Annotated in this window: 18 protein-coding genes and 1 tRNA gene; 14 read left to right on the forward strand and 5 right to left on the reverse strand. The window is 53.6% G+C overall.

The window, feature by feature from the left end; all coding sequences use genetic code 11:
- Positions 1-20 precede the first annotated feature (20 nt).
- Complete coding sequence (locus tag ACHZA1_RS07365; protein ID WP_320054594.1) at positions 21-1,283, reverse strand: phosphoglycerate kinase; 1,263 nt, start codon at positions 1,281-1,283, stop codon at positions 21-23.
- Between the two features lie 281 nt (positions 1,284-1,564).
- Here ACHZA1_RS07365 and ACHZA1_RS07370 point away from each other — a divergent pair, with 281 nt between their 5' ends.
- The 4 genes from ACHZA1_RS07370 (at position 1,565) to lpxA (ending at position 6,193) form a co-directional block, all read left to right on the forward strand.
- Entirely contained in the window at positions 1,565-2,818 is a 1,254-nt protein-coding gene (locus ACHZA1_RS07370) for an HD domain-containing protein (RefSeq protein WP_320054595.1), read from the forward strand.
- Positions 2,819-2,853: 35 nt separating this feature from the next.
- Positions 2,854-3,894, forward strand: a complete 1,041-nt coding sequence (lpxD, locus tag ACHZA1_RS07375; protein WP_320054596.1) for a UDP-3-O-(3-hydroxymyristoyl)glucosamine N-acyltransferase — start codon at positions 2,854-2,856, stop codon at positions 3,892-3,894.
- Positions 3,895-3,976: 82 nt separating this feature from the next.
- Positions 3,977-5,371, forward strand: coding sequence for a bifunctional UDP-3-O-[3-hydroxymyristoyl] N-acetylglucosamine deacetylase/3-hydroxyacyl-ACP dehydratase (locus tag ACHZA1_RS07380; protein ID WP_320054597.1), 1,395 nt, complete (start codon positions 3,977-3,979; stop codon positions 5,369-5,371).
- Between the two features lie 15 nt (positions 5,372-5,386).
- Positions 5,387-6,193 (forward strand): acyl-ACP--UDP-N-acetylglucosamine O-acyltransferase, encoded by an 807-nt coding sequence (gene lpxA / locus ACHZA1_RS07385; RefSeq protein WP_320054598.1) that lies wholly within the window; start codon positions 5,387-5,389, stop codon positions 6,191-6,193.
- Between the two features lie 168 nt (positions 6,194-6,361).
- Here the strand turns inward: lpxA and ACHZA1_RS07390 are convergent, their stop codons facing one another.
- The 4 genes from ACHZA1_RS07390 to ACHZA1_RS07405 all read right to left on the reverse strand — a co-directional run bounded on the left by ACHZA1_RS07390 (position 6,362) and on the right by ACHZA1_RS07405 (position 10,150).
- On the reverse strand, positions 6,362-6,703 hold the full coding sequence (locus tag ACHZA1_RS07390) for a hypothetical protein (protein WP_320054599.1): 342 nt from the start codon (positions 6,701-6,703) through the stop codon (positions 6,362-6,364).
- A gap of 11 nt (positions 6,704-6,714) precedes the next feature.
- The gene (locus ACHZA1_RS07395; protein ID WP_320054600.1) at positions 6,715-7,101 is read right to left on the reverse strand and encodes a diacylglycerol kinase family protein; all 387 of its coding nucleotides are present in this window, start codon (positions 7,099-7,101) and stop codon (positions 6,715-6,717) included.
- A gap of 647 nt (positions 7,102-7,748) precedes the next feature.
- A complete protein-coding gene (locus ACHZA1_RS07400; protein ID WP_320054601.1) occupies positions 7,749-8,999 on the reverse strand; it encodes an Nramp family divalent metal transporter in 1,251 nt (416 codons plus the stop codon).
- Between the two features lie 119 nt (positions 9,000-9,118).
- Positions 9,119-10,150 carry an OmpA family protein gene (locus tag ACHZA1_RS07405; protein ID WP_320054602.1) on the reverse strand — a complete coding sequence of 344 codons (1,032 nt, stop codon included), beginning with the start codon at positions 10,148-10,150 and terminating at the stop codon, positions 9,119-9,121.
- 155 nt (positions 10,151-10,305) lie between these two features.
- Here ACHZA1_RS07405 and dxs point away from each other — a divergent pair, with 155 nt between their 5' ends.
- The 10 genes from dxs to ygiD all read left to right on the forward strand — a co-directional run bounded on the left by dxs (position 10,306) and on the right by ygiD (position 24,986).
- Positions 10,306-12,237, forward strand: a complete 1,932-nt coding sequence (gene dxs, locus ACHZA1_RS07410; RefSeq protein ID WP_320054897.1) for a 1-deoxy-D-xylulose-5-phosphate synthase — start codon at positions 10,306-10,308, stop codon at positions 12,235-12,237.
- Between the two features lie 83 nt (positions 12,238-12,320).
- Positions 12,321-12,405, forward strand: a tRNA-Leu gene (locus ACHZA1_RS07415).
- A gap of 155 nt (positions 12,406-12,560) precedes the next feature.
- On the forward strand, positions 12,561-13,364 hold the full coding sequence (locus ACHZA1_RS07420) for a Cof-type HAD-IIB family hydrolase (protein ID WP_320054603.1): 804 nt from the start codon (positions 12,561-12,563) through the stop codon (positions 13,362-13,364).
- 531 nt (positions 13,365-13,895) lie between these two features.
- Positions 13,896-16,214, forward strand: coding sequence for a beta-L-arabinofuranosidase domain-containing protein (locus tag ACHZA1_RS07425; protein ID WP_320054604.1), 2,319 nt, complete (start codon positions 13,896-13,898; stop codon positions 16,212-16,214).
- 39 nt (positions 16,215-16,253) lie between these two features.
- The gene (locus tag ACHZA1_RS07430) at positions 16,254-18,650 is read left to right on the forward strand and encodes a glycoside hydrolase family 127 protein (protein ID WP_320054605.1); all 2,397 of its coding nucleotides are present in this window, start codon (positions 16,254-16,256) and stop codon (positions 18,648-18,650) included.
- Positions 18,651-18,870: 220 nt separating this feature from the next.
- A complete protein-coding gene (locus ACHZA1_RS07435) occupies positions 18,871-21,285 on the forward strand; it encodes a sugar-binding domain-containing protein (RefSeq protein ID WP_320054606.1) in 2,415 nt (804 codons plus the stop codon).
- Between the two features lie 86 nt (positions 21,286-21,371).
- Positions 21,372-22,547 carry an iron-containing alcohol dehydrogenase gene (locus ACHZA1_RS07440; protein WP_320054607.1) on the forward strand — a complete coding sequence of 392 codons (1,176 nt, stop codon included), beginning with the start codon at positions 21,372-21,374 and terminating at the stop codon, positions 22,545-22,547.
- Positions 22,548-22,569: 22 nt separating this feature from the next.
- A complete protein-coding gene (locus ACHZA1_RS07445; RefSeq protein WP_320054608.1) occupies positions 22,570-23,391 on the forward strand; it encodes an AraC family transcriptional regulator in 822 nt (273 codons plus the stop codon).
- A 126-nt stretch (positions 23,392-23,517) separates the two neighbouring features.
- Positions 23,518-24,072: a YceI family protein gene (locus ACHZA1_RS07450; RefSeq protein ID WP_320054609.1), complete on the forward strand. Its 555-nt coding sequence runs from the start codon at positions 23,518-23,520 to the stop codon at positions 24,070-24,072.
- Between the two features lie 8 nt (positions 24,073-24,080).
- On the forward strand, positions 24,081-24,986 hold the full coding sequence (gene ygiD, locus ACHZA1_RS07455; protein WP_320054610.1) for a 4,5-DOPA dioxygenase extradiol: 906 nt from the start codon (positions 24,081-24,083) through the stop codon (positions 24,984-24,986).
- Positions 24,987-25,040 lie beyond the last annotated feature (54 nt).

Here is a 25,040-nt window from a genome sequence, read left to right on the forward strand (position 1 = left end):
ATATCGGTTTATACGATGTCTTACTCGCCACGGATAGCTGCGATACCTGGAAGTGCCTTACCCTCCATATACTCTAGCATAGCACCACCACCGGTGGAAACGTAGCTTACCTTATCGGCCAGCTTGTTCTTGTTGATGGCAGCAACAGAGTCGCCACCGCCAATTAGGGTGAAGGCACCGTTAGCAGTTGCAGCAGCAACAGCCTTAGCAACAGCGGTAGTTCCTACAGCAAACTTATCGAACTCGAATACGCCCATAGGACCATTCCAAAGTACGGTCTTAGAGTTGGCGATTACTTCGGTGAAGATCTTAGCGGTTTCTGGCCCGATGTCAAGCGACATTCTGTCGGCAGGAACTTCATCGATCTTGCAGTTAACGGTATCAGCATCTGGAGCGAACCTATCGGCAGCAACACCATCAACAGGAAGGTAAACGGTAACGCCTTTTGCCTTAGCCTTAGCAAGAAGATCGAGAGCAAGTTCTAGCTTATCTTCCTCGCAAATAGAGGTTCCGATTTGTCCGCCTTGAGCCTTAATAAAGGTGTAGGCCATACCACCACCAATGATAAGGTTTTGAACGCGCTCCAAAAGGTTCTCGATGATAAGCAGCTTGTCAGAAACCTTTGCACCACCCATGATAGCGGTGAATGGCTTTGCTGACGACTTAAGAATGGTATCCATAGCCTTAAGCTCGCTGTTGATGAGGTACCCGAACATCTTGTTCTCGGTCGAGAATAGATCGGCGATAAGTGCGGTAGAACCGTGAGCACGGTGTGCGGTACCGAAAGCATCGTTAACGTAAACATCAGCAAGAGAAGCCAGCTTCTTAACGAACTCCTTTTGGCTTTCCTTTACCACCTTCTTAGCAGCAGCCTTTTCCTCTTCGGTTGCTTCCTTAGGCAAACGTGGCTTACCCTCTTCCTCGGCGTAGAAGCGAAGGTTTTCGAGAAGTAGCACTTCGCCTGGCTTTAGGCTAGCAGCCATTTCAACGGCTGAAGCGCCAACGCAGTCGTCGGCAAACTTAACGCTCTTGCCAAGGTTCTTTTCCAGAACAGGAATAATGTGCTTTAGCGAAGCTTTCTCATCAACCCCCTTTGGACGACCAAGGTGAGACATTAGAATAACAGATCCGCCATCGGCAAGAATTTTGTTGATGGTAGGAAGGGCACCACGAATACGGGTATCGTCGGTTACCGCAAAGGTATCCATATCCAAAGGCACATTAAAGTCAACACGGATGATGGCCTTTTTGCCTCCGAAATTGTAGCTGTCTAATGTTTGCATTATGAAATGATATTAGTATGATTGACACTAAGAACTGTCTTGAATATCGAAATGTAAAAGTAACAAAAATTGAACGCTATTTAAACAAACAACCCTCACCATTCGATACTATATACTGTTTTTAAATGCTTTACAATGTTATTGCAGTAACATTTTTTAACTCACACTCGTCGGAATACAACCCTCCACAGAGCCCTTTCGTGAAGATTTTGAAGCGAATGCTCCCTTTTCTGCTATATCTTTCCGTTCTTTGCCGACTATCCATCACAGCATTACAGGCTATGAGCAAGAGCGTAAAGAAAATCATAAACGATCCCGTTCACGGGTTTATTGATATCCCCAACAACCTAGCAGCCGAGCTCGTTGAGCATCGCTACTTCCAGCGGCTACGTGGGGTAAAGCAGCTGGGGCTAACCTACCTGGTTTACCCTGGTGCCATGCACACCCGCTTCCAGCATGCGCTGGGCGCCATGCACCTGATGAAGGAGGCCATCGACTCGCTCCGCAGCAAGGGGCACGAGATAACCACCGAAGAGGAGGAGGCTACCATGTGCGCCATCCTGCTACACGATATTGGGCACGGACCGTTCTCGCACGCGCTGGAGTTCAGCATCGCCGAGGGCGTAAGCCACGAGGATTTATCGCTCCTGATGATGAACCAGCTAAACCATGAATTCGACGGTAGGCTATTGCTATCAATCCAGATATTTAAGGACGAATACCCAAAGCACTTCCTGCACCAGCTAATATCGAGCCAGCTGGATGTGGATAGGCTCGACTACCTGCGCCGCGACAGCTTCTTTACCGGCGTAGTAGAGGGGGCAATTGGACTCGACCGCATCATCAAGATGCTAGAGGTGGTAAACGACGAGCTGGTGGTGGAAGGAAAAGGCATCTACTCCATCGAGAAGTTCCTTATTGCCCGCCGCCTGATGTACTGGCAGGTGTACCTCCACAAAACGGTGATTGCCGCCGAGCAGCTGCTCATCCAGATATTTAAGCGCGCCAAGGAGTGCATAGCGGAAAACAAGCCGCTGTACATCACGCCCACGCTCCGCTTCTTTCTCGATCCGAAGAATACCAGTAGGGTAAACCTCGGCAATGCGGAGGAGCTTATCGCCTACTTCGTACAACTCGACGACTCCGACATATCGGTTTGCCTTAAGGAATGGGAGCACTCGGACGACTTTATCCTTAAGAATCTTTGTGCCATGCTTAACAGCCGCAACCTGCTTAAGATCGAGCTCAACAAGGTTCCCTTTTCCGACGATATAGTCGCCCAAAAAAGAGAGGTACTAATGGAGCTGCTAGGTAACGCTGACAGCAAGATGGTATCCGAATACTTTGTTCTTACCCACGAGATAAGCAACAAGGCCTATAGCCCAAAAAGCCAGTCGATAAAAATACTCGATAAAAACGGCAACCTCGAAGGTATAGAGGTTGCCTCTGATGTCTTAAACAGCGCAGCATTTGGAGGTGAGACAATTAAATATTTCCTGTGCTACCCGAAAACAAATTATGAGTTTAAATTTTAATTCTTAGTTTTGTGCAAATTTCTAAATAGCGTCTCATGGAGTTTAAAGCTCAAATAATTGCAGCATTTTTGAATGGCGAGATTGAGGGCGACGCAGATGCGACGGTAACTACCGTCGCAAAGATTGAGGAAGCAACGCCAGGTACTTTAGCCTTTTTGGCTAACCCCAAATACAACCATTACCTGTATACAACCAACGCAACTATAGTTCTTGTCAACAAAGATCTTCAACTAGAGCAGCCTGTTTCGTGTACCCTAATCCGCGTGCCAGATGCCTACGCCGCATTTGCCTCGCTGTTGGAGCTATACCAGAATGCCAAGATGCAGAAGGTAGGCGTCAGCACCCAAGCCTGCATAGAGCCTAGCGCTAAGATTTGCGAAGATGCATATGTTGGCCCATTTGCCTACATTGGCGAAAACGTAACCATCGGAAAGAACGCGAAAATTTACCCTCACGTATACATCGGCGACAATGCCACGATAGGCGATAACGCCACCATCTACTCTGGCGTAAAGATCTACCACGAGTGCGTGCTAGGCAACAACGTTACCATCCATGCCAGCTCGGTAATTGGTGCTGATGGATTTGGATTTGCACCTTCGGCGGCAAACGAGTACAAGAAGATTCCTCAGATTGGAAACGTAATTCTTGAGGACTACGTGGAGATTGGCGCCAATGCCTGCATCGACCGCGCTACCATGGGCTCAACCATCATCCGCAAGGGAGTTAAGCTCGACAACCTCATCCAAGTTGCGCATAACGTAGAGGTGGGCGAGAATACGGTTATGGCAGCACAATCGGGGATTGCAGGATCGACAAAGGTTGGAGCCAACTGCATGTTTGGCGGACAAGTCGGCATTTCGGGCCACATCACCATTGCCAATGGCGTTAAGCTTGCCGCCCAAACCGGGATAAACAACTCGCTAAAAGGGGAGGATCAAGTACTAATGGGATCGCCAGCCATTGACATTCGCAGCTACCACAAAAGCTCGATAGTATTTAAAAATCTACCCGACTTAGCGAAGCAGGTAAGCGAACTGAAAAAAGAAATTGCGGCTTTAAAAGCCAATAAATAAGATCAACGCATCCCCTCAAAGGTAAACTTTGTGGGGATGCGCGCGTAAACGAGGATAACTCACATTTTTTAGGAGCAAGAGAATGTCTGAAATGCAAAGAACGATAAAGGAAGCCGTTACGCTTATCGGGCAAGGCCTGCACTCGGGTCTTCAGGTAACCCTAACCATCCTTCCTGCCGATGCCAACCATGGGATTAAGTTTCAACGGGTAGACCTAGACGGCAAGCCAGTTATTGAGGCCATTGCCGACTACGTTACCGACACCTCCCGCGGCACCACGATCGAGAAGAATGGCGTACGGGTTTCCACTATCGAGCACGTTATGGCTGCCATTGTGGGTTGCGACATCGACAATGCGCTTGTGCAGCTCAACGCTCCCGAAACGCCCATCATGGATGGTAGCGCCAAGTACTTCCTTCAGGCAATTGAATCGGTAGGGACTCAAGTACAAAACGTAGAGCGCCACTACTTCGAAATAAAAGAAAAGACGGTTTGGAGAGACGAGAAGCACAACATCGAAATTGTAGCTTACCCCGACGACCACTTCAGCCTGAACGTGATGATCGACTACAACTCGAAGGTGCTGGGCAACCAGTACGCCAACATGGAGACCATGGAGATATTCAAGGAGGAGATTGCCCCCTGCCGTACCTTCGTTTTCTTCCACGAGCTGGAGTTCCTCTTCAAAAATAACCTGATTAAGGGTGGCGACTTAGAGAATGCCATCGTAATCCTCGATAAAGAGGTTCCTCAGGAGGAGTTGGACCGAATTGCAACGCTATTCAGCAAGCCAAGCGTCCATCGCCGTCCCGACGGAATCCTGAACAACCTCGACCTGCGCTTCCCCAACGAGTGCGCCCGCCACAAGCTGCTCGACATGATTGGCGACCTTGCGCTGGTTGGACACCGCATAAAGGGTAAGTTTATTGCCAAGCGCCCAGGGCACCACGCCAACACCGAATTTGCCAAGGTGCTCCGCAAGATCATGAAGCGCCAGTTCATGAAGGTTCCGGTACCGCACTACAACCCCTGCGCGGAGCCAGTCATGGACATCAATGGCATTCGGAAGAAGCTTCCGCACCGTCCGCCCTTCCTTTTGGTGGATAAGATCATCCACCTAGACAAGGAGGTTGTGGTGGGCATCAAGAATGTAACCATGAACGAGCCCTTCTTCGTGGGGCACTTCCCCGACGAGCCTGTTATGCCAGGTGTACTCATCATAGAGGCTATGGCGCAGGTGGGCGGTATTTTGGTGCTAGGCCTAGTGCCCGACCCCGAGAACTACTCGACCTACTTCCTAAAGGTGGACAAGGTGAAGTTCAAGAAGAAGGTGGTTCCGGGCGATACCATCATCATAAAGATGGAGCTAATGGAGCCCATCCGTAGGGGCATTGCCGTAATGTGGGCGCAGGCGTTTGTTGGAGACACCATTGTTGCCGAGGGCGAACTATCCGCTCAAGTTGTAAAATCAAAATAACAAAACGAACAGAAGATGAGTCAACCAATGGCTTACATTCATCCCGATGCGAAGATCGGAGCCGACGTAACCATCGACGCGTTTGCCTGGATAGGCAAGGACGTGGTGATTGGAGATGGAACGTGGATTGGCCCGAACGTTACCGTAATGGATGGCGCTCGCATTGGGAAAAACTGCAGGATTTTTCCTGGCGCCGTAATATCGGCGATTCCCCAAGATCTCAAGTTCAGAGGCGAAATAACAACGGCTGAAATTGGCGACAACACCACCATCCGCGAGTGCGTTACCGTTAACCGGGGCACCGCAGCAAAGGGAAAGACGGTGGTGGGAAGCAGCTGCCTTATCATGGCCTACGCGCACGTGGCGCACGACGTCATTATGGGCAATAGCATCATCCTAGGCAACGGAGTTCAGCTGGCTGGCGAGGTGGAGATCGACGATTTTGCCATCCTTAGCGCCCACTCGCTGGTACACCAGTTTGTCCGCATCGGGGGCCACGTGATGATCTCCGGCGGATCGCTCGTGCGCAAGGATGTTCCGCCGTTTGTAAAGGCTGGCCACGATCCGCTATCGTACGTGGGCATCAACTCCGTTGGGCTGCGCCGCCGCCAGTTTAACCCCGAGGAGATCCACCAGATTCAGGATATCTTCCGCCTGCTGTACCAGAGCGGCTACATCGTGTCGAAAGCGGTGGAGGCCATCGAGGCGGAGGTGCCACAGAGCGAGTTCCGCGACTACATCGTGAGCTTCGTGAAGGACTCCAAGCGAGGCATCATCAAGGGCTACGCTGGCAAGGCCAAAAGCGAAGATCTAGACATCTAGCCGTCGTAAAAGCATATAAAGGAAACGCCCCTCAGCAGGGGCGTTTTTTTATGCGCAGTGCCAGCGTTCGGCAAAGGAATATCGCGCGCATACCGACCCCCTCCCACTGCCGCTATATCCCCATTAGGGAATTTAGGGATAAATGCAGCGTCCTGCAAAGCAGGAGGCCTAGCAGCTATTTCTCCGATTCCTTCGGCGCCCGCACTTCAGGATTACGCGGCAGATGAGGAAGGCAACCAGGAACGAGACAACCACAAACCCCAGCACAATAAGCCGCCCGTAGTAGGCCACATCTTCGGCAGGCATGGCGGTTTTGTGCGCGTAGCGGTTTAGCCACTCCATGGGGCCAACGGTGAGGGTGTACAGCCCCAGGGGAATTCCAATGCATATCCAAACAAAAAGGAAGCGGGCAAACCGTACGATCTTGGTTGGCTCCGAGTTCTGCCCCTGCTCTTGCTCCGGGTTCTGGTCTAAATTCTGCTCTAAGTTCTGGTCCGATTCTTCTTCCATGATTTCCTGTGTTAGGAGAATAGCTCCGATATTTTAGGGATAAAGATGATGCACCCGACGATAAGCGCCCCCACGGCCAGCAGCAGCACCCCTCCTGCCGCATAGTCCTTCGCCTTGCCGATCAGCGGGTGAATGGTGTCGGTGGCGTGATCGGCCAGCGCCTCGATGGCCGAGTTGAAGGCCTCGGCGGCCAGCACCAGCGCAATGAGGATAACCACCGTAGCCCACTCCTGCTGGCTGATGTGGAGCGCAGCCCCCAGCGCAAGCGCCAAGGCGGCCATCGCCACATGAATCCAGGCGTTATGCTCCAGGCTGATGAACCCCACAATCCCCCGAAAGGCGTACCTAAAACTATGCGCCCTTTTGCGAAGCGAAAAGGTAGTGTTACGGCTCTTCATTACGACTTCGATTGGTTGGTTGTCGCTCGTCCCTCCAGCTTCAGCGCCTTCGCTGATCTGCTGGGGCTATATCTTCTAAACTTCTACGGCTTCAAAAAGTTCGTGGGCGCCGCTTCTTTGGTGGAGCGGCTCTTGCCGGAAGCGATGGCTCCTAGGTGCAGCAGAGAATCCCCCCAAGGCCCGTAAGAAAAGGGATATCTCGCCGTGAAAATTGCGGAGCCAGATCTTTTTACTGAATTTACAAGGTGTAAAGTCAATGACACCTCAGCTTTCACAGACTTTACAGGTGTAAAGTCTATAATTTTCGTCTTTTGGACGACTTTACATGTGTCATGTCATTCGAAATTCATTTTTCGCTGACTTTACACGTGTCATGTCTGTAATTTTTGTCTTTCGGATCACTTTACATGTGTAAAGTCGGTGAATTTTCATTTTCCATAAACTTTACACCTTGAAAGCCGATGAAAATCTTTTTCAGGGCCACTTTCAGGCCGTGAAATCCATCAGAAATGATTTTAAAGGGCAAATACGCGCAAGGAGGAGGCCCAAAAACAGCAGGAAAGAGCATTCCTTCGGGGAAAATAGACCCCGACAGGCATAGGAAGAACCTAGCCTGGCATGAAAGGTCATCCGCCAGCCGACGATGGCTATACGAAGAAGCTAACCAGCAGCGCCACGTTAAGCGCCGTAACAATGGCCCCCAGCAGGTAGATGATGATGCGGGTGGAGGGGGTGTTGCGGTGCTTGCCCATCACCTTTTCCGACGAGGTGAGCCGCGCCTGGAAGAAGATGGTGAAGGGCAGCTGCATGCTCAGAAACATCTGCGAGAGGATGAGCCCCCGAAACGGATCGCCGATGATGAAGATGAGGATGGTTGCCGCCACCAGCGAGACAATCACCCCGGTGCGCGAGTGCGAGTCCTTGATGTCGTAGGGCTCGTTGAACATGCCGGCGAAGATGGAGCCGGCCGCCATCCCCGAGGTGATGGTGGAGGCCACCCCGGCAAAGAGCAGCGCTAGGGCAAACACGTTGCTGGCGTTATCGCCCAGGAGCGGGATGAGCAGGTTCTTGGCCTGCTGCAGCTCGGTTACCTGCGACCCTACCGCGAAGAAGGTGGCGGCGGCAAGCAGGATCATGGCGCTGTTGATGGCCCAGCCCACCACCATGGAGAGGAGCGTATCGAAGAACTCGTACTTGAGCTGCCGCTCGATCACCTTCTCGTCCGAGAGGTTCCACTGGCGGCTCTGGATGATCTCGGAGTGAAGGAAGAGGTTGTGCGGCATCACCACGGCCCCGAGCACGCTCATGATTACCACCATCGACCCCTGCGGGAACGATGGGGTAACCCACGCCCTAGCGGCAGTGCCCCAGTCGACGTTAACCAGCGAGAGCTCGTAGATGAACGACAGCCCAATGATGGAGACAAAGGCGATAATCCAACGCTCGATCACCCTATAGCTGTTGGTGAGCAGCATCACCAGCACAAAGGCCATCACCAGCACCGCGCCAACCCCAATGGGCACCGCAAAGAGCATGTTCAGGGCGATGGCGCCGCCCAAAATCTCGGCCAGCGAGGTGGAGATGGAGGCCAGCATGGCCGAGCTCAGGAAGAGCTTCGCCGTAACGGGCCTAAAGTACTTGTTGGTCGCCTCCGACAGGCACAGCCCGGTGGCAATGCCCAGGTGCGCCACGTTATGCTGCAGCACGATAAGCAGGATGGTAGATAGGGTAATCATCCACAGCAGCGCGTAGCCGTAGGTGGCGCCAGCGGCCAGGTTCGATGCCCAGTTGCCGGGGTCGATAAAGCCGACCGTTACCAGCAGGCCGGGGCCTACATACTTCAGTATTTCGAGCGCGCTAAACTGCGGGTGGTGGTTCTTAGGGTTAATCCAACTCATATTCCTGTATTCAATTTGGTAGTAAAGATAGCCTCCAAAAATAGGCAATTGATGTTTCCACGGCTAACAAAAAAAGGCGCGACATGTTTGCCGCGCCTTGCTATAGCCTACGAAATTTTCTAGTTCTTTTCGATGATCTGCATCAACTCGTCGAGGTTGGGCGTTAGGATGATCTCGGTGCGCCTGTTCTTCTGGCGGGCCTGTGGGGTACCAGCAGCATCAATAGGCAGATACTGGCTGCGGCCGGCGCCGGTGATGCGCGTTGGGGCGATCTCCTTATTCTCGGTAAGCAGGCGAACCACCGTGGTGGCGCGCTTCACGCTCAGGTCCCAGTTATCCTTCAGCTCGCCGCGGCCCTGGTAGGGCACGTCGTCGGTGTGGCCCTCCACCATGATGTTGATGTCCTTGTTTTGGCCCAGCACGTTGGCCAGCTCCCGAATGGCATCGGCACCTCGGGTATCAATCTCGAAGCTACCCGACTTAAACAGCAGCTTATCCTCCATCGACACGTACACCATGCCGTTCTTTTGGGTGATGGAAAGCCCCTTTCCCTCGAACCCGGTGAGCGCATTCTTCACCTTCTGGCGAAGGGCGTTGCTGATCGAGTCCTTCTTGGCGAGCATGGTTTGCAGCTCAACAAGAGCCGTATTCTTTTCGTTCAGGTTGCGCAGCAGCGAGTCCATCTGGGTTTGAGCCGAGGTTAGCTTGCTGCTACGGGTGTTGAGCTGCCCCTCGAGGGCGCGCAGCGAGTCCTCGCGCTGCATCAGCAGCGACTGCGCCTTCTGTATCTCGGCAAGGAGCTTCTTCGATTCCGACTGTGCGCCCTTCAGCAATGCCTCGTGGGCGAGGTTTAGGTCGTTGTACCTATCCTGCAGCTTCGAGTAATCTTCGGAGAGGGCAACAAAGGCAAGCTGCCGCTTGGTGCTGTCGGAGATTAGCGCCGCCTTCTCGCGCTCGAGCACCGAGCCTGCCGAGGCTAGCTCGCGCACGCAGATCTTCAGCGAGTCGTTCGTCTTGTTCAGGCGGGCACGCTCCTCCTCGCATTTGGTATTATTGTCCTTAAGAAGGTTATACTGCTTAGCAGGGACGCACGAGAACAGCGAGAATCCCATCAATGCAGCCAGCGATAGTGTTTTAAGAGCACTACTCATAGTTTAATTGTTTTTGTATAAAAGCTTAATTACAAGCACTTAGTTAAGATCGTTAAAAATAGGCAAAACATTCAAACTTCAAACCTAATAGTTGAAAATCTCGCCTTTTTATGTTTCGTAATATTAACTTTGCCCCGTTCTATCTACAACGTCAGATGACTGAAGAGACAAAAAAGCTACTAGATCGTATAGAGTTCCCTTCCGATTTAAAGCAATTGGATGAGACCCAGCTCGAGCAGGTTTGCGACGAGCTGCGCGACTTTATCATCGATCAGGTATCCACCAACCCCGGGCACTTTGGCGCCGGATTGGGCGTGGTGGAGCTCACCGTTGCGCTACACTACGTATTCAACACCCCCTACGATAAGCTAGTTTGGGACGTAGGCCACCAAGCCTACCCCCACAAGATACTCACCGGTAGAAGAAAGAACTTCCACACCAACCGAAAGTACAAAGGCCTTAGCGGCTTCCCTAAGATGGACGAGAGCGAGTACGATGCCTTCGGCGTTGGGCACTCCTCCACCTCCATATCGGCGGCACTTGGCCTAGCCGTTGCCGCTAGGATGAACAAGGAGAATCGGCATGTTGTGGCCATCATTGGCGATGGATCGATGACGGGTGGATTAGCCTTCGAAGGGCTCAACAATGCGGGCATCGAGAAGTCGGATATCCTGGTAATCCTCAACGATAACAACATGGCCATCGACGCCAACGTTGGGGCGCTTAAGGAGTACCTGCTCGACATCACCACCTCCAAATCGTACAACAAAATGCGTAAGGATGTTTGGAACATCCTTGCCCATCTCGAAAAGCTGGGACCTGTTGCCCGCCGCTACGTAAAGAAGATTGAGTCGGGCGTAAAGACGGCAGTGCTACAGCAGAGCAACCTCTTCCAGTCGCTCAACTTCCGCTACTTTGGTCCGGTTGACGGGCACGATGTGGTACGCCTCACCCAGATTCTTAACGACCTAAAGGATATTCCAGGGCCTAAGCTGCTCCATGTGCTCACCAAAAAGGGCAAGGGGTACAAGCCCGCCGAGGAAGACCAAACCATATGGCACGCTCCCGGCGTATTCGACAAGGAAACGGGCCTTCGCGAAACCATGCCGGTTGACCAGGCCATTCCACCACGATACCAGGATGTGTTTGGCGAGACCATTGTGGAGCTGGCCAAGCAGAACCCAAAGATACTAGGCATTACCCCCGCTATGCCAAGCGGCTGCTCGCTGAACATCATGATGGAGAAGATGCCATCGCGCGCCTTCGATGTAGGCATTGCCGAGCAGCACGCCGTAACCTTCTCGGCGGGACTGGCCGCAGCAGGGTATATCCCCTTCTGCAACATCTACTCCTCGTTTATGCAGCGCGCCTACGACAACGTGATCCACGACGTAGCCCTGCAGAACCTCGACGTGGTATTCTGCCTCGACCGTGGCGGCATTGTGGGCGAAGATGGCCCAACGCACCACGGCATGTTTGACATCGGCTTCTTCCGCATCATTCCCAATATGGTTGTTGCCGCCCCCATGAACGAGGTGGAGCTGCGCAACATGATGTACACCGCACAGTTGGGTGGCAAGGGGCCATTCTCCATCCGCTACCCTCGTGGTAGGGGCGTAACGCATAGCTGGAGGCAGCCCTTCACCGAAATAGAGATAGGCAAGGGACGGACCGTATGCGAGGGCAACGACGTAGCCTTCGTAACGCTAGGCCATCCTGGCAACTTCGCCCAAACGGCGGTTACCCGCCTAGCCAAGCAGGGCATTGCAGTTGGCCTATACGACATGCGCTTTGCCAAGCCCCTCGACGAGGAGCTGCTCCACTCCATCCTTAAGCAGTATAGGTATATCATCACCGTAGAGGATGGGGTTCTACAGGGAGGATTCGGCAGCGCGGTGCTCGAGTTTATGGCCGACAACGGCTACACCAACCGCATAACCCGCTTGGGCGCTCCCGATAGGTTCATCGAGCACGGCACCGTGCAGCAGCTTCACAAGGACTGCGGCATCGATCCCGAATCGCTCTTCCAGACAGCCCTAAGGGCTACAATGGAGCTACCCACAGCAGCAGAAGCCGTCCGAAAGTAGCAGAATCGCCAATTTTTGATTGGACGGGACTTGCTAGCACATAAAATATTTCTATCTTTGCACCGCTTGAGTACAAGGCGCACGCCCAGATGGCGGAATCGGTAGACGCGCTGGTCTCAAACACCAGTGGAGCAATCCGTGCCGGTTCGATCCCGGCTCTGGGTACCAAGCAAGATCCTCGATGGTTTCCATCGGGGATTTTTTTTGAGGATAAACGTTTACCAAATTTCTGTGAGTACACTCATTAAGGCTGAAGATATTTCTGCCGAAAGAGTACTAATAGTGTACTTTAAGTTTAGAATCACATTAGAGCAACATCAACCATGGAATACAAAATGCTCGTCCTCGACCTGGACGATACGCTGCTTACCGACGACCACCAGATCTCGGAGCGCAACCGCGCGCTGCTGATGCAGGCGCAGGAGCGCGGGGTAAAGGTGGTGCTGGCCTCGGGCCGCCCCACCCCGGCCATGCTCCCCTTTGCCCAGGAGCTGGAGCTGGAACGCTTTGGGTCGTACATCATCTCGTTCAACGGGGCGGTGATCACCGACATGGCAACCCGCCAGCCCATCTTCGAGCGGGCGCTCACCCGCGAGGAGGTGCACAGCCTCCACGACTTCAGCCTGAAGCACCGCGTGCACATCATCACCTACTCCCCCAAGGGGATCATCACCGAAAACCGGTCGGAGTACATCGAATTCGAGAGCAAGCTCACCGGGCTACCGCTGCTCCAGGTGCCCTCGTTTAAGGCCGAGGTGACGGGCGCTGCCGTGAAGTGCATCCTGCTCGACGAGCCCGACCGGCTGAAAACGGTTGAGCAGGTCCTGAAGCAGGAGCGCCAGGACCTGAGCGTGGCCACCTCGAAGCCCTTCTTCCTGGAGGTGATGCCGCAGGGCATCGACAAGGCGGCCAGCATCGGGGTGCTCGCCCAGCGGCTGGAAATCGACCAGCGCCAGATTATCGCCGTGGGCAACGCCGGCAACGACCTTAGCATGATCGAGTACGCCGGCCTGGGCGTGTGGGTGGACAACGTGGCCCCCGAGCTGCGCGACAGGGCCGACTACATCGTGGCCTCGAACATGAACGACGGCGTGGCCGAGGTAGTGGAAAGGTTTCTGCTGAACTAGCTACCCGCGCTAAGCGTAGCGAAGACGCCCATAGCCGTTAGGCCAAGAAAAAGGATTCTGCTAGCCGTATTGTATGTTCTAGTCCGACCCGTATCGGGTCGGTATGGCTGCCAAGCTTCGACCTACAAACCTTAAATCCCTCTGGGATTTTTCGAACGGAAGTATAATGCCATAGGCATTAAAGGTTTGTAGATAGGGGAATCATCCTGAAACCACGACTCCGAAGGAGTCGAACATTATGGATTAAACCTTAGCCTGACGGCTATGAGCGAAGACGCTACGCTTAGCACTAGCTCCGAAAGAATTTCATAAGCAGGGGACGAACCGCACGATGTTGCGGCTCGTCCCCTACCTTTTTATCCCCCTCTTTTGAACATTTTTCACCCCCACCGTATATAAACCATAGCTACATTTGAAAGCGTAAGCATTAGCCGATGGCGGGCCAGCAGCAGTGCCCTCCGCTTACGGCAAGTAAAGATATTTTGTAGCCAGCAGGGCCCGCACCCGCTGGCGCTCCTAAAACTTATTCTGATGAAAAAAGCACTCAACCTAACAATCCTACTGCTGTGCCTGGCCGCCTCAGCACTTGGGCAGTACCCCGGCCAGTTCGACGATAGGATGAAGGTTAAAGTCGTGGTGCCCGTAAAGGCCTCCGCCTTCCCGCTATCGGAAGTCCGGCTGCTCGATGGCCCCTTCCGCAAGGCGATGCTGCTCGACCAGGAGTGGCTCAAGAGCCTCGACAATAGCCGGCTCCTGCACAACTACCGGGTTAATGCTGGTATAAAGACCTCGGCCAAGGCCTACGGCGGATGGGAGGAGCTGGACTGCGAGCTCCGCGGCCACTCGCTGGGGCACGTCCTCTCAGCCCTTTCGATGATGTACGCCTCGACGGGCGATACCGCCTACCTCAACAAGGGCAACCAGCTGGTGGCCGGGCTCGCCGAATGCCAGCAGGCGCTCAACCGCGATGGCTACCTTAGCGCCTTCCCCGAGAAGTTTATCGATCGCGTAATAGACCGCAACCCCGTATGGGCCCCCTGGTACACGCTGCACAAGATGTACGCCGGGCTCATCGACATGTACCTCTACGGCAATAACCAGCAGGCGCTGGAGGTGGTAAAGAAGATGGGCTCTTGGGCCTACAACAAGCTACAGCCGCTGAGCGATGCCAAGATGCAGGAGATGCTCCGCACCGAGTTTGGCGGCATGAACGAGGCGATGTACAACCTCTACGCCATAACCAGCGACGAGCGCTACAAGCAGCTGGCCGAAAAGTTCTACCACCATTCGGTGCTCGACCCGCTGGCCGCGCAGCAGGATAAGCTCGAGGGGCTACACGCCAACACGCAAATACCAAAGGTTATTGGTGAGATACGCGGCTACGAGCTAACCGGGAGCGATCGCGAAAAGCAGATTCCCGAGTTCTTCTGGCAGACGGTGCTCAAGAACCACACCTACGCCATCGGGGGCAACAGCGACGGCGAAGCGTTTGGCCCAGCCGGCAAGCTATCGAGCAGGCTCAGCGACTACTCCACCGAGACCTGCAACACCTACAACATGCTTAAGCTCACCCGCCACCTCTTCTGCCTAGAGCCAAGCGTTAGGTTGGCCGACTACTACGAGCGCGGCCTCTACAACCATATCCTCGCCTCGCAAAACCCCGAAGATGGCAACGTGTGCTACTACGTAACCCTTCGTCCTGGAGGCAAGAAGGCATTTAGCGAAAAGTTCAACTCCTTCTGGTGCTGCGTGGGCACGGGCTTCGAGAACCACGCCAAGTACGGAGAGGCCATCTACTACAAAGCTGCGGATGGGGGACTGTACGTTAACCTGTTTATAGCATCGGAGCTGAGCTGGGCTGAAAGGGGGTTGAGGATAACCCAAACCACCAACTACCCCGAGCAACCCTCAACCACGCTAACCTTCGCAGCACAAAAGGCGGTAAGCATGCCGCTGTACATCCGTTGCCCAGAGTGGTCGAAGGGCGGCATCTCAATAAAGCTTAACGGGAAGCCCCTTTCCGTTAAGGCAGCCCCAGGCACCTACGCTACTATTAACCGCAAGTGGAGCAACGGCGATAAGCTGGAGGTTGGGTTCAACATGAGCCTACACACCGAGCCAATGCCCGACAACTCCAAGAAGGTGGCCATACTCTACGGACCAGTGGTGCTCTGCGGCGAGCTGGGGAAGAAACCTATTGATCCAGCCTTCGGTGTTCCTGTGCTGATTGCCGAAGGGAAAGACATCAACCAATGGGTAAAGCCTGTTAACGGCAGCCCGCTCACCTTTAAAACCGCTGGTGTAGGTCAGCCAAACGATGTTCAGCTGATCCCCTTCTACAAGGTGTACGACCAGCAGGGAACGGTTTACTGGGATATCTTCTCGGATGCCGACTGGCAAACTAAGAAGCAGGAGTATGCCGCCGCCAAGCAGCGTCAGGCGGAGCTCGAAAGCCGCACCATCGACTATGTTGGCTTGGGCGAACCCCAGTCGGAGCACGACCATAACTTCGAGGGATACCTCTCCGAAACCGATGTCTTTAACGGCCGCAAGTACCGCAACACCCACGATGGTGGCTCGATGAACTTCGAGGTAAAGGTTGATCCTACCAGAGCCGTTAACCTCTTCCTTACCCTGTGGGGCAACGATGGCAAGCGCAACTTCGACATCTACATCAACGGAAGGAAGCTAGAAAATATCGACTACGAGAAGAAGCCTAACGAGTTTTTCGATGTCATCATCCCCATTCCCCACGAGTACACCGGCGTTGCCGATAAGGTTACCGTGCTCTTTAAGGCCAACAGCACCGGATGGATGAACGGTATTTACGGGCTACGAATTTTGAAGTAGAGGAAAAAAGTCAGATGCAATAATTTAAAAGAATAACCAATGTCAGCTAAGCTTATATTCTCGAGTACGCTACTAGGCCTTATGCTAACAGCACCCGACCTTATGGCGCAAGGCAAGGGCGACTACCCCATACAGCCCATTCCGTTTACCGACGTTCGGGTAAACGATGGCTTCTGGGCGCCACGCATCAAGCAGAACCACGATGTTACCATCCCCATTGCCCTAGAGCAGTGCTACAAGACCGGGCGTGTGGACAACTTCCTCTTTGCCGGCAAGCTAAAGCAGGGCAAGTTCTGTACCCAGTTCCCGTTCGACGATACCGACATCTACAAGATTATAGAGGGAGCCAGCTACTCGCTGCAAACCTCCCCCGACAAGGCGCTAGAGGCAAAGGTCGATACGCTCATCTACTACATCGGCAAGGCGCAGGAACCCGACGGCTACCTCTACACCACGCGCACCATCGACCCAGAGCATCCACACGAATGGTCGGGGAAGAAGCGCTGGGAGAAAGAGTCGGAACTAAGCCACGAGCTGTACAACTGTGGGCACCTCTACGAGGCTGCCTCGGCCCACTACCTTGCCACCGGCAAGCGTTCGCTGCTCGACATCGCCACCAAGAATGCCGATCTGCTCTGCAGCGTTTTTGGTCCGGGTAGGCGCAGTGATGCTCCCGGCCACCAGATTGTGGAGATGGGACTAGTAAAGATGTACCGTGTTACCGGCAAGAAGCAATACCTCGATCTGGCTAAGTTCTTCCTCGACTGTCGCGGCAAAGGAAGCGACTACAGCCAGGATAACAAGAAGGTGGTTGACCAAACCGAGGCGGTGGGACATGCCGTACGCGCCACCTACATGTACTCGGGCATGGCCGATATTGCTGCCATTACAGGCGACAAGGCCTACCTCCATGCCATCGACGCAATATGGAACGACGTTATCAGCCATAAGTACTACATCACCGGAGGCATTGGATCAAAATCCAGCAACGAAGGCTTTGGCCCCGCCTACGATCTGCCTAACATGTCGGCCTACAACGAAACCTGCGCCGCCATTGGCAACGTGTACTGGAACTACCGCCTATTCCTTCTCCACGGCGAGGCGAAGTACTACGACGTGCTCGAACGCACGCTCTACAACGGCGTGATATCGGGGATATCGCTCAGCGGCGACCACTTCTTCTACCCCAACCCCCTCGAGTCACTGGGCCAGCATCAGCGTAGCGAGTGGTTTGGATGCGCCTGCTGCCCCAGCAACATTTGCCGCTTTATTCCATCTATCCCTGGATATATGTATGCCAAGAATGGCAGCCGACTTTACGTAAACCTCTTCATCAACAGCACGGCCAACCTCTCCATCAACAGCAAGAAGGTAACCGTGCTGCAAAAGACCAACTACCCTTGGGAGGGCAGCGTTGCCATTACGGTAAATCCGTCCAGTACGGGAGCCTTCGAGATGGCCATCCGTATACCGGGATGGGCGCAAAACCGTCCAACACCTGGTAGCCTCTACCGCTACACCACTACAGATGCTACCCCATTTGTGCTTAAAGTAAATGGCAAGGCAGCCAAGTATACCATGCAGAACGGTTATGCAGTTATCGCGCGCAGCTGGAAAAAGGGCGATCAGGTTAGCCTCGACCTCCCCATGTCCGTCCGCCAGATTGCCGCCAACGATAGCGTGGCCGCCGACAAAGGCAAGGTTGCCCTGCAGCGTGGCCCTATTGTGTACTGCGCCGAATGGCCCGATTCCCAGGATGGTCACGTACTAAATCTTGTGCTCGACACTACCGCTCCGCTAAGCACAAAGTTCGACACCCAAAAGCTGAGCGGCATTATGGAGGTTACAGGTAAAGCCAAGAGCTTAAAGCGTACAACCGAGAACTCGTTCGAGGAAAAGAGTACCAGCTTTACGGCCATCCCCTACTACGCTTGGGCCAACCGCGGTGCTGGCGAAATGGCCGTATGGCAGGCAACCAGCGCCAGCGCATCGCGCCCGCTAGCAGCACCAACCATTGCCAACAGAAGCACCATCAGCGCATCGCACATCACCAAAACGCTGGTTGCCCTCAACGATCAGGCCGAGCCTAAGAACTCCAACGACCACGACGTGCTCTACTACCACTGGTGGCCTATGAAAGACACCACACAGTGGGTGCAGTACACTTTCGACAAACCCTACGAGGTATCGTCAAGCAAGGTATACTGGTTCGACGATAGCCCTTGGGGCGGCTGCCGTATTCCCGCCTCATGGAAGCTGCAGTACCTCGACAGCGACAACACCTGGAAGGATGTAGCAGCACCAACAAGCTACGGCACCCAGAAGGATACCTACAACAAGGTTGATTTTGCCAAAGTAACCACCACAGCACTACGCCTGAGCGCTACCATGCAGAAGGAATTTTCTGGTGGTATTATTGAATGGTCAGTACAGTAAGCAAGATGTAGCTGATCAAGTTTATTTTGTTTGAAGCAAAGGTCTGGTAGTATTATAGTTTCTACCGGACCTTTGCTTTTTCCCTTCCATTTTTTAGCTACCAGCATTTTTTCTGCTACTCTTTTGAATGATTTTCCACCCATCAAAGTGAACTCTAAATGTACTTTTGAACTTCCATAATAAGGACAAAAGCATCGAGAATTATAAGTGGAGTTATTATATGAAGAAGAAGTCATTTGCGCTGTACATCATTCTTTTTTTGATGGCAGCCAGCACATTTGGTCAAGGTTTTGGCAGTAAGGAGCTGATTAATGCCAGCTGGAAATTCAACCTTGGAGATATTCGATTTGGGGAGGTGGAGTACCTCGACCATTCGAAGTGGAGATCGGTAGACCTACCCCACGACTGGAGCGTAGAGCAGACGGCAAGCCCCAAGTATGCCAGCTGCACGGGCTACCTACCAGGTGGTATTGGATGGTACCGTAAGGATTTAAATATTGCTGCCGATAAAAAAGGGAGCAAGGTATACATCTACTTCGAGGGTGTTTACAACAACAGCGAGGTTTACATCAACGGTAAGTGGCTTGGGAAACGCCCCAACGGCTACATCTCGTTTATGTACGACCTAACCCCCTACGTTAACTTTGGCGGACGCAACGTGGTTGCCGTAAAGGTTAACCACACCGAGGATGCCGACTCGCGTTGGTACACCGGATCGGGCATCTACCGCGACGTTTACCTTGTATACGCCAATCCCGTACACATCAACCAATGGGGCGTACACTACAAGGCCGACGTACAAAACGGCAAGGCAACCGTAACGGTAAATACCAACATCAACAATACCGAAGCCCAAAACTGCTCGGTTAAGGTTGTTCAGGAACTCTTTGCTCCCGATGGAAAGAAGCTAGAGATAGCAAACACCACATCGGATGTTAGCGCAAACGGAAATAAGGACGTGGAACAGCAGCTTGTAGTTGCCAATCCTGCCCTTTGGAGCCTAAAGTCACCCAACCTCTATACATTGAAGACGACCATTTACAAGGATGATAAGATAATTGATGCCACCCAAACCCGTGTTGGTATTCGCTCGCTAACCTACGACCCCAACAAGGGCTTTGCCCTAAATGGCGAGTGGATGAAGGTTAAGGGTGTTTGCCTCCACCACGATGGCGGTTGCCTTGGAGCAGCAGTACCCCGCGAGGTATGGGAGCGCCGCCTAAAGCAGCTTAAGGAGATTGGCTGTAACGCCATCCGCCTAAGCCATAATCCACAGGCTACTTGCGTGTACGATCTTTGCGATGAGCTAGGTTTACTTGTAATGGACGAGGCATTCGACGAGTGGGAATATCCAAAAAAGAAATGGCTAACCGGATGGAACGAGGGAACCCCAGGCTATCAGGGTTCATACAAGTTCTTCTACGAATGGGGTAAGCGCGATTTGGCCGATATGATTCAACGCGACCGCAACCACCCATCCATCATCATGTGGAGCATTGGCAACGAGGTTGACTACCCCAACGACCCATACTCGCACCCCATCCTTAACAAGGAGAGCATCGGTCAGCCACAAGAGCATGGCTACAGAACCGACCTACCCCGTGCCGAGCGCATAGGCGATATCGCCAAGGAGCTGGTAACCGAGGTTAAGAAGTACGATACATCGCGCCCTACAACTGGAGCAATGGCAGGTGCCGTTATGTCTAACGAAACCACCTACCCCGGTACCCTCGACATTGTAGGCTACAACTACACCGAATACCGCTACAAGCAGGATCATGCCACCTATCCCGACAGGGTGATTTTTGGTAGCGAAACCCGCCACGACTTCGAGGCTTGGAAGTCGGTTCGCGACAACGAATTCATCTTTGGCCAGTTCATCTGGACCGGCTTCGACTACCTTGGCGAATCTAACGCTTGGCCATCTCGCGGCTTCAACTCAGGGATGATCGACATGTCGGGCAACATCAAGCCTCGCGGATACTTCCGTAAGTCGCTTTGGTATACCTCGCCAACCGTTTACATTGGCACCTACAAGACCGATGGCAAGTCGAACTACCTTTCGACTGATGCCCCTGCCGTTTGGAACTACGAGAAGGGCGAAACCATCCGCGTGGTGGCCTATACCAACTGCAAGGAGGTAGAGCTTAAGCTCAACGGCAAAACTGTTGGCGCCCGCAAAGCATTCGACGATAAAACAGGAATCGTTTATTGGGATATACCATACCAACCAGGTACGTTAGAGGCCGTAGGCTACAACAATGCTAAGGCTTCGGCTACAACCAAGATTCAATCGAGTGGCACCCCTTACGCCATAAAGGTTAGCATCGACAAGACAACCCTTAAGGGAGAGTATGCCCTAGCACACCTATTCATTCAGGTTGTAGATAAGCAAGGGCTTCCAGTGGTACTTGCCGACAACGAGGTTACCTGCCAAGTTGAAGGTCCTGCCCGACTGCTAGGCCTCGAAAGCGGATCCAACGATGTTAACGATAACTACCGCGACAATAAGCAACGATGCTTAAACGGTAAGCTACTAGGATATATCCAAGCACTATCCGAAGGTAAAGTAAAGATTAAGGTTTCTTCGCCCCTGCTTCAGTCGGCAGAGGTGGAGATAGCGTTAGTTAAGTAAGTTGTTCTGAGTTTGTGGAAGAGGCCGTCTAGGTAGCACTAGACGGCCTTTTTTGTTACCTTGCCATCCGTTTCATTCAGGCATATATGATTCCTTCGTTTCCCCTCAGCGCTCTTCCAAAGATTATCTTTGGCGCCAACAGCCTGTACCAGCTAAAGAGCACACCGCTACTCGATGGTTGCAGCCATATCGTTTTGATTACCGGCAGCAAGTCGTTTAAGCAAACGCCCAGCTACCAAGCCACGCTCGACATGCTCCACGGCAGAGGGGTAATTATTCTAGAGTATAGCGTTACTGGCGAGCCATCGCCCGAGATGGTGAACCAAGCGGTAGGGCTATTTGCCTCCCATACTCCCGAGGTGGTAATCGCCATTGGTGGCGGTAGCGTTATCGATGCAGGCAAGGCAGTATCGGCCATGCTGCCCTCGGCCGATAAAGTTGAACACTATCTAGAGGATGTTGGAACAAAAGCGCACAGCGGGCAAAAGGTACCCTTTATCGCCATGCCTACCACCGCTGGAACAGGCAGCGAGGTAACCAAGAATGCAGTACTCACCAAACCTGGGCACGACGGATACAAGAAGTCGCTACGCCACGAGAACTTTACCCCCGACATTGCCATTGTCGACCCGACGCTCACGCTTGGCTGCCCGCCCCAAACCACGGCAGCCTCGGGCATGGATGCCTTTGCGCAGCTGCTCGAGTCGTACCTCTCCACTGCAGCATCGCCTCTAACCGACATGCTGGCCTACGAGGGGATGACGCACCTCATCGGAGCTATAGAAACAGCCGTTAGCCACGGCGACGACCTAAAGGCAAGAACAGCGCTATCGTATGCGGCAATGCTATCGGGCATCACCCTTGCCAATGCAGGACTTGGACTTGGCCACGGGTTTGCACAACCGCTGGGCAGCCACTTCAGCATCGCCCACGGCATGGTTTGCGGCACGCTTATGGCCGAAATAAACCGGGCAACCGTTAGAAAGCTGCAGCAGACCAATCCCTCATCCATTGCGCTAAAGAAGTACGCGGCAGCTGGCAAGCTATGCACCAGCGCAGCCAACCAAGCAGACGGCTACTACATCAATGCGCTACTGGATAAGCTCGACCAGCTGATAGACACCCTCGGTATAGCCCACCTATCGAGCTACGGCATCACCGAAACGGATTTTGATACGATTATCAAGGATACCGGCCACAAGAACCACCCCGTTAAGCTCGATAATGCCGAGCTGGCCGACATCCTTAGGGCAAGGTTGTAGTATCAGAAAAAGAACATCTACCATGAAGAAGCAATTCCGCATACTCGAGATTACCGAAGCGCTGACAGCCGATATCCTATCGCGCACTTACGGCCCGCACCTGCACGACTTCGAGGAGCTGATACTAATCACTCAAGGAAGCCTTACCCACCTCATCGACTTTAAGGAGGAAACGGTTACGGCACCAGCGGCCTGCTACGTATCAACCGGGAAGCTGCACAAGCTAATACCCAGCCCCGAACTGCGCGGATGGGTGGTTAGCTTTAAGCCAGAGTTTGTACCACAGTCGGCGCTAAACTTCCATGCCAACTTTACCACCTCAGCGCACATTCCTTTTAGGGCGCACACCTGCTTCTCCAGGCTCGAAACCGTATGCCACCTGCTGCAAACCGAGAGCAGGGCAGAGATCCCCGACATGCCCACCCTACGCCACCTAACCAACGCCCTGTTGGCTATGGTGGATGCCGAACGAAGACATGCCATACTGCAGGATTCGGAGGTTAAGGATATCCAGCTAGAGACATTTGGCAGCTTCCTGCAAATCCTCGAAAGCAACTTCCGCCGGAACGTGAGCGTATCGTACTATGCCAACAAGCTGAACATGTCGGAGCGAAACCTGAACCTCATCTGCCGAAGCATCCAGCAGAAAAGCGTATCAGAAATAGTAGAAACCCGCCGCATCACCGAGGCCAAGCAGCAGCTACTGCACTCTTCGAAGTCGATATCGGAGATTGGCTTCGAGTTGGGGTATAGCGAGAAGTCGTACTTCTCGAGGGTATTTCACAGCAGAACGGGGCTCACCCCATCGGCTTTCCGCGAGCAGATGCGCAGCGCTATTTCCTAAAAGTACCACCCCTCTTCCGATTTGTGTTACCCTGAGCCCTGTTTCTTGCCCCATCTTTGCATTGTCGGGAACGGAATAGCAACCGCGACATCAACAAAGATTATTAACAGTAAAAAGCAGCATATCATGGAAGCACAAAAATTGAACTTCTGGAACATCGACACCGTACACAGCGACATCCGCTTTAAGGTTAAGCACCTAATGATTTCGAACGTAAGCGGCAAGTTCAACAAGTTTGAGGGAAGGGTTACCACCACCAACAACGACTTTGCAACAGCAAACATCCGCGTAACCATTGATGCCGCATCGGTTGATACCGAGATGGCCGACCGAGATGCCCACCTGCTTAGCGCCGACTTCTTCGACGTGCAGAACCACCCAACCATCACCTTCGAGGCTAGGGGTCTTCGTAAGGTAGACGATGAGGAGTACGAGCTAACCGGCAACCTCACCCTCCGCGGCATCACCAAGCCCATCGCCCTTAAGGCCGAGTATGGCGGGCTGGCCAAGGATCCTTGGGGCAACGTCAAGGCAGGGTTCGCTATCACCGGCAAGCTAACCCGTAAGGATTGGGGCTTAAACTGGAACACCGCCCTAGATACCGGTGGCGTGCTGGTTGGCGATGAAATCCGCGTAAGCAGCGATGTGGAGCTGGTGCTCCAGGCCGACGAGGAGGAGTAGAGACGGGTTTGAAACCCGTCTTTCCAAACCAACGAGAAAGAGAGCCGGGTTTCAAACCCGTCTCTACAGACGTACCCCATCAACCCAAAAACGCTACAACGATGAACGCAACCATAGGTCATCTAGCGGCCATGCCGCCAACCGACAGGATGCCCGTGCTGTTTGTAGGCCACGGCAGCCCCATGAACGCCATAGAGGAGAACCCCTTTTCGCTAACATGGCAGCAGCTGGGCCGCGAGCTGCCCACGCCAAGGGCCATCCTCTGCGTATCGGCCCACTGGGAGACGCCCGACACGCGGGTAACCGTATCGGCGGCGCCCCCTACCATCCACGACTTCGGCGGGTTCCCCAAGGCGCTCTTCGAGGTGCAGTACCCAGCCCCCGGAAGCCCCGAGCTGGCCTACGAGGTGAAGCGCTCCGTAGAGCAGGCCGAGGTGGCGCTCGACACCCGCTGGGGCCTCGACCACGGCGCGTGGAGCATCATCCGCCACATGTACCCCCAGGCCAACATCCCGGTGGTGGAGATGAGCCTGAGCTACCGCCTCACGCCGCAACAGCACTACGAGCTGGCGCGCGAGCTGGCCGCACTCCGCCACCGCGGCGTGCTGGTTATAGGCAGCGGCAACCTGGTGCACAACCTCCGGCTGATGGACTGGGGCAAGCCCGATCTCGGATTCGACTGGGCCATGCAGGCCAACGACACCCTCAAGCAGCTAATCGTGGAGGGCCGCCATGCCGAGCTAGCCAGCTACGCAACGCTGGGGCCCGAGGTGCAGCTGGCCGTACCGACGCCCGACCACTTTCTGCCACTGCTCTACGCCCTCGCCCTAAAGGAGCAGGACGAGCCGCTGAGCTTCTTTAACGATAGCCCGGTGATGGGCTCGCTGACGATGACCTCGGTGAGGATTGGGTAGTGAACAGTTGAAACGTAAAAAGGCCAAGCGTTAGCGCTTGGCCTTTTTACGTCT

Source organism: uncultured Acetobacteroides sp. (assembly GCF_963667355.2).
GTDB lineage: Bacteria > Bacteroidota > Bacteroidia > Bacteroidales > ZOR0009 > Acetobacteroides.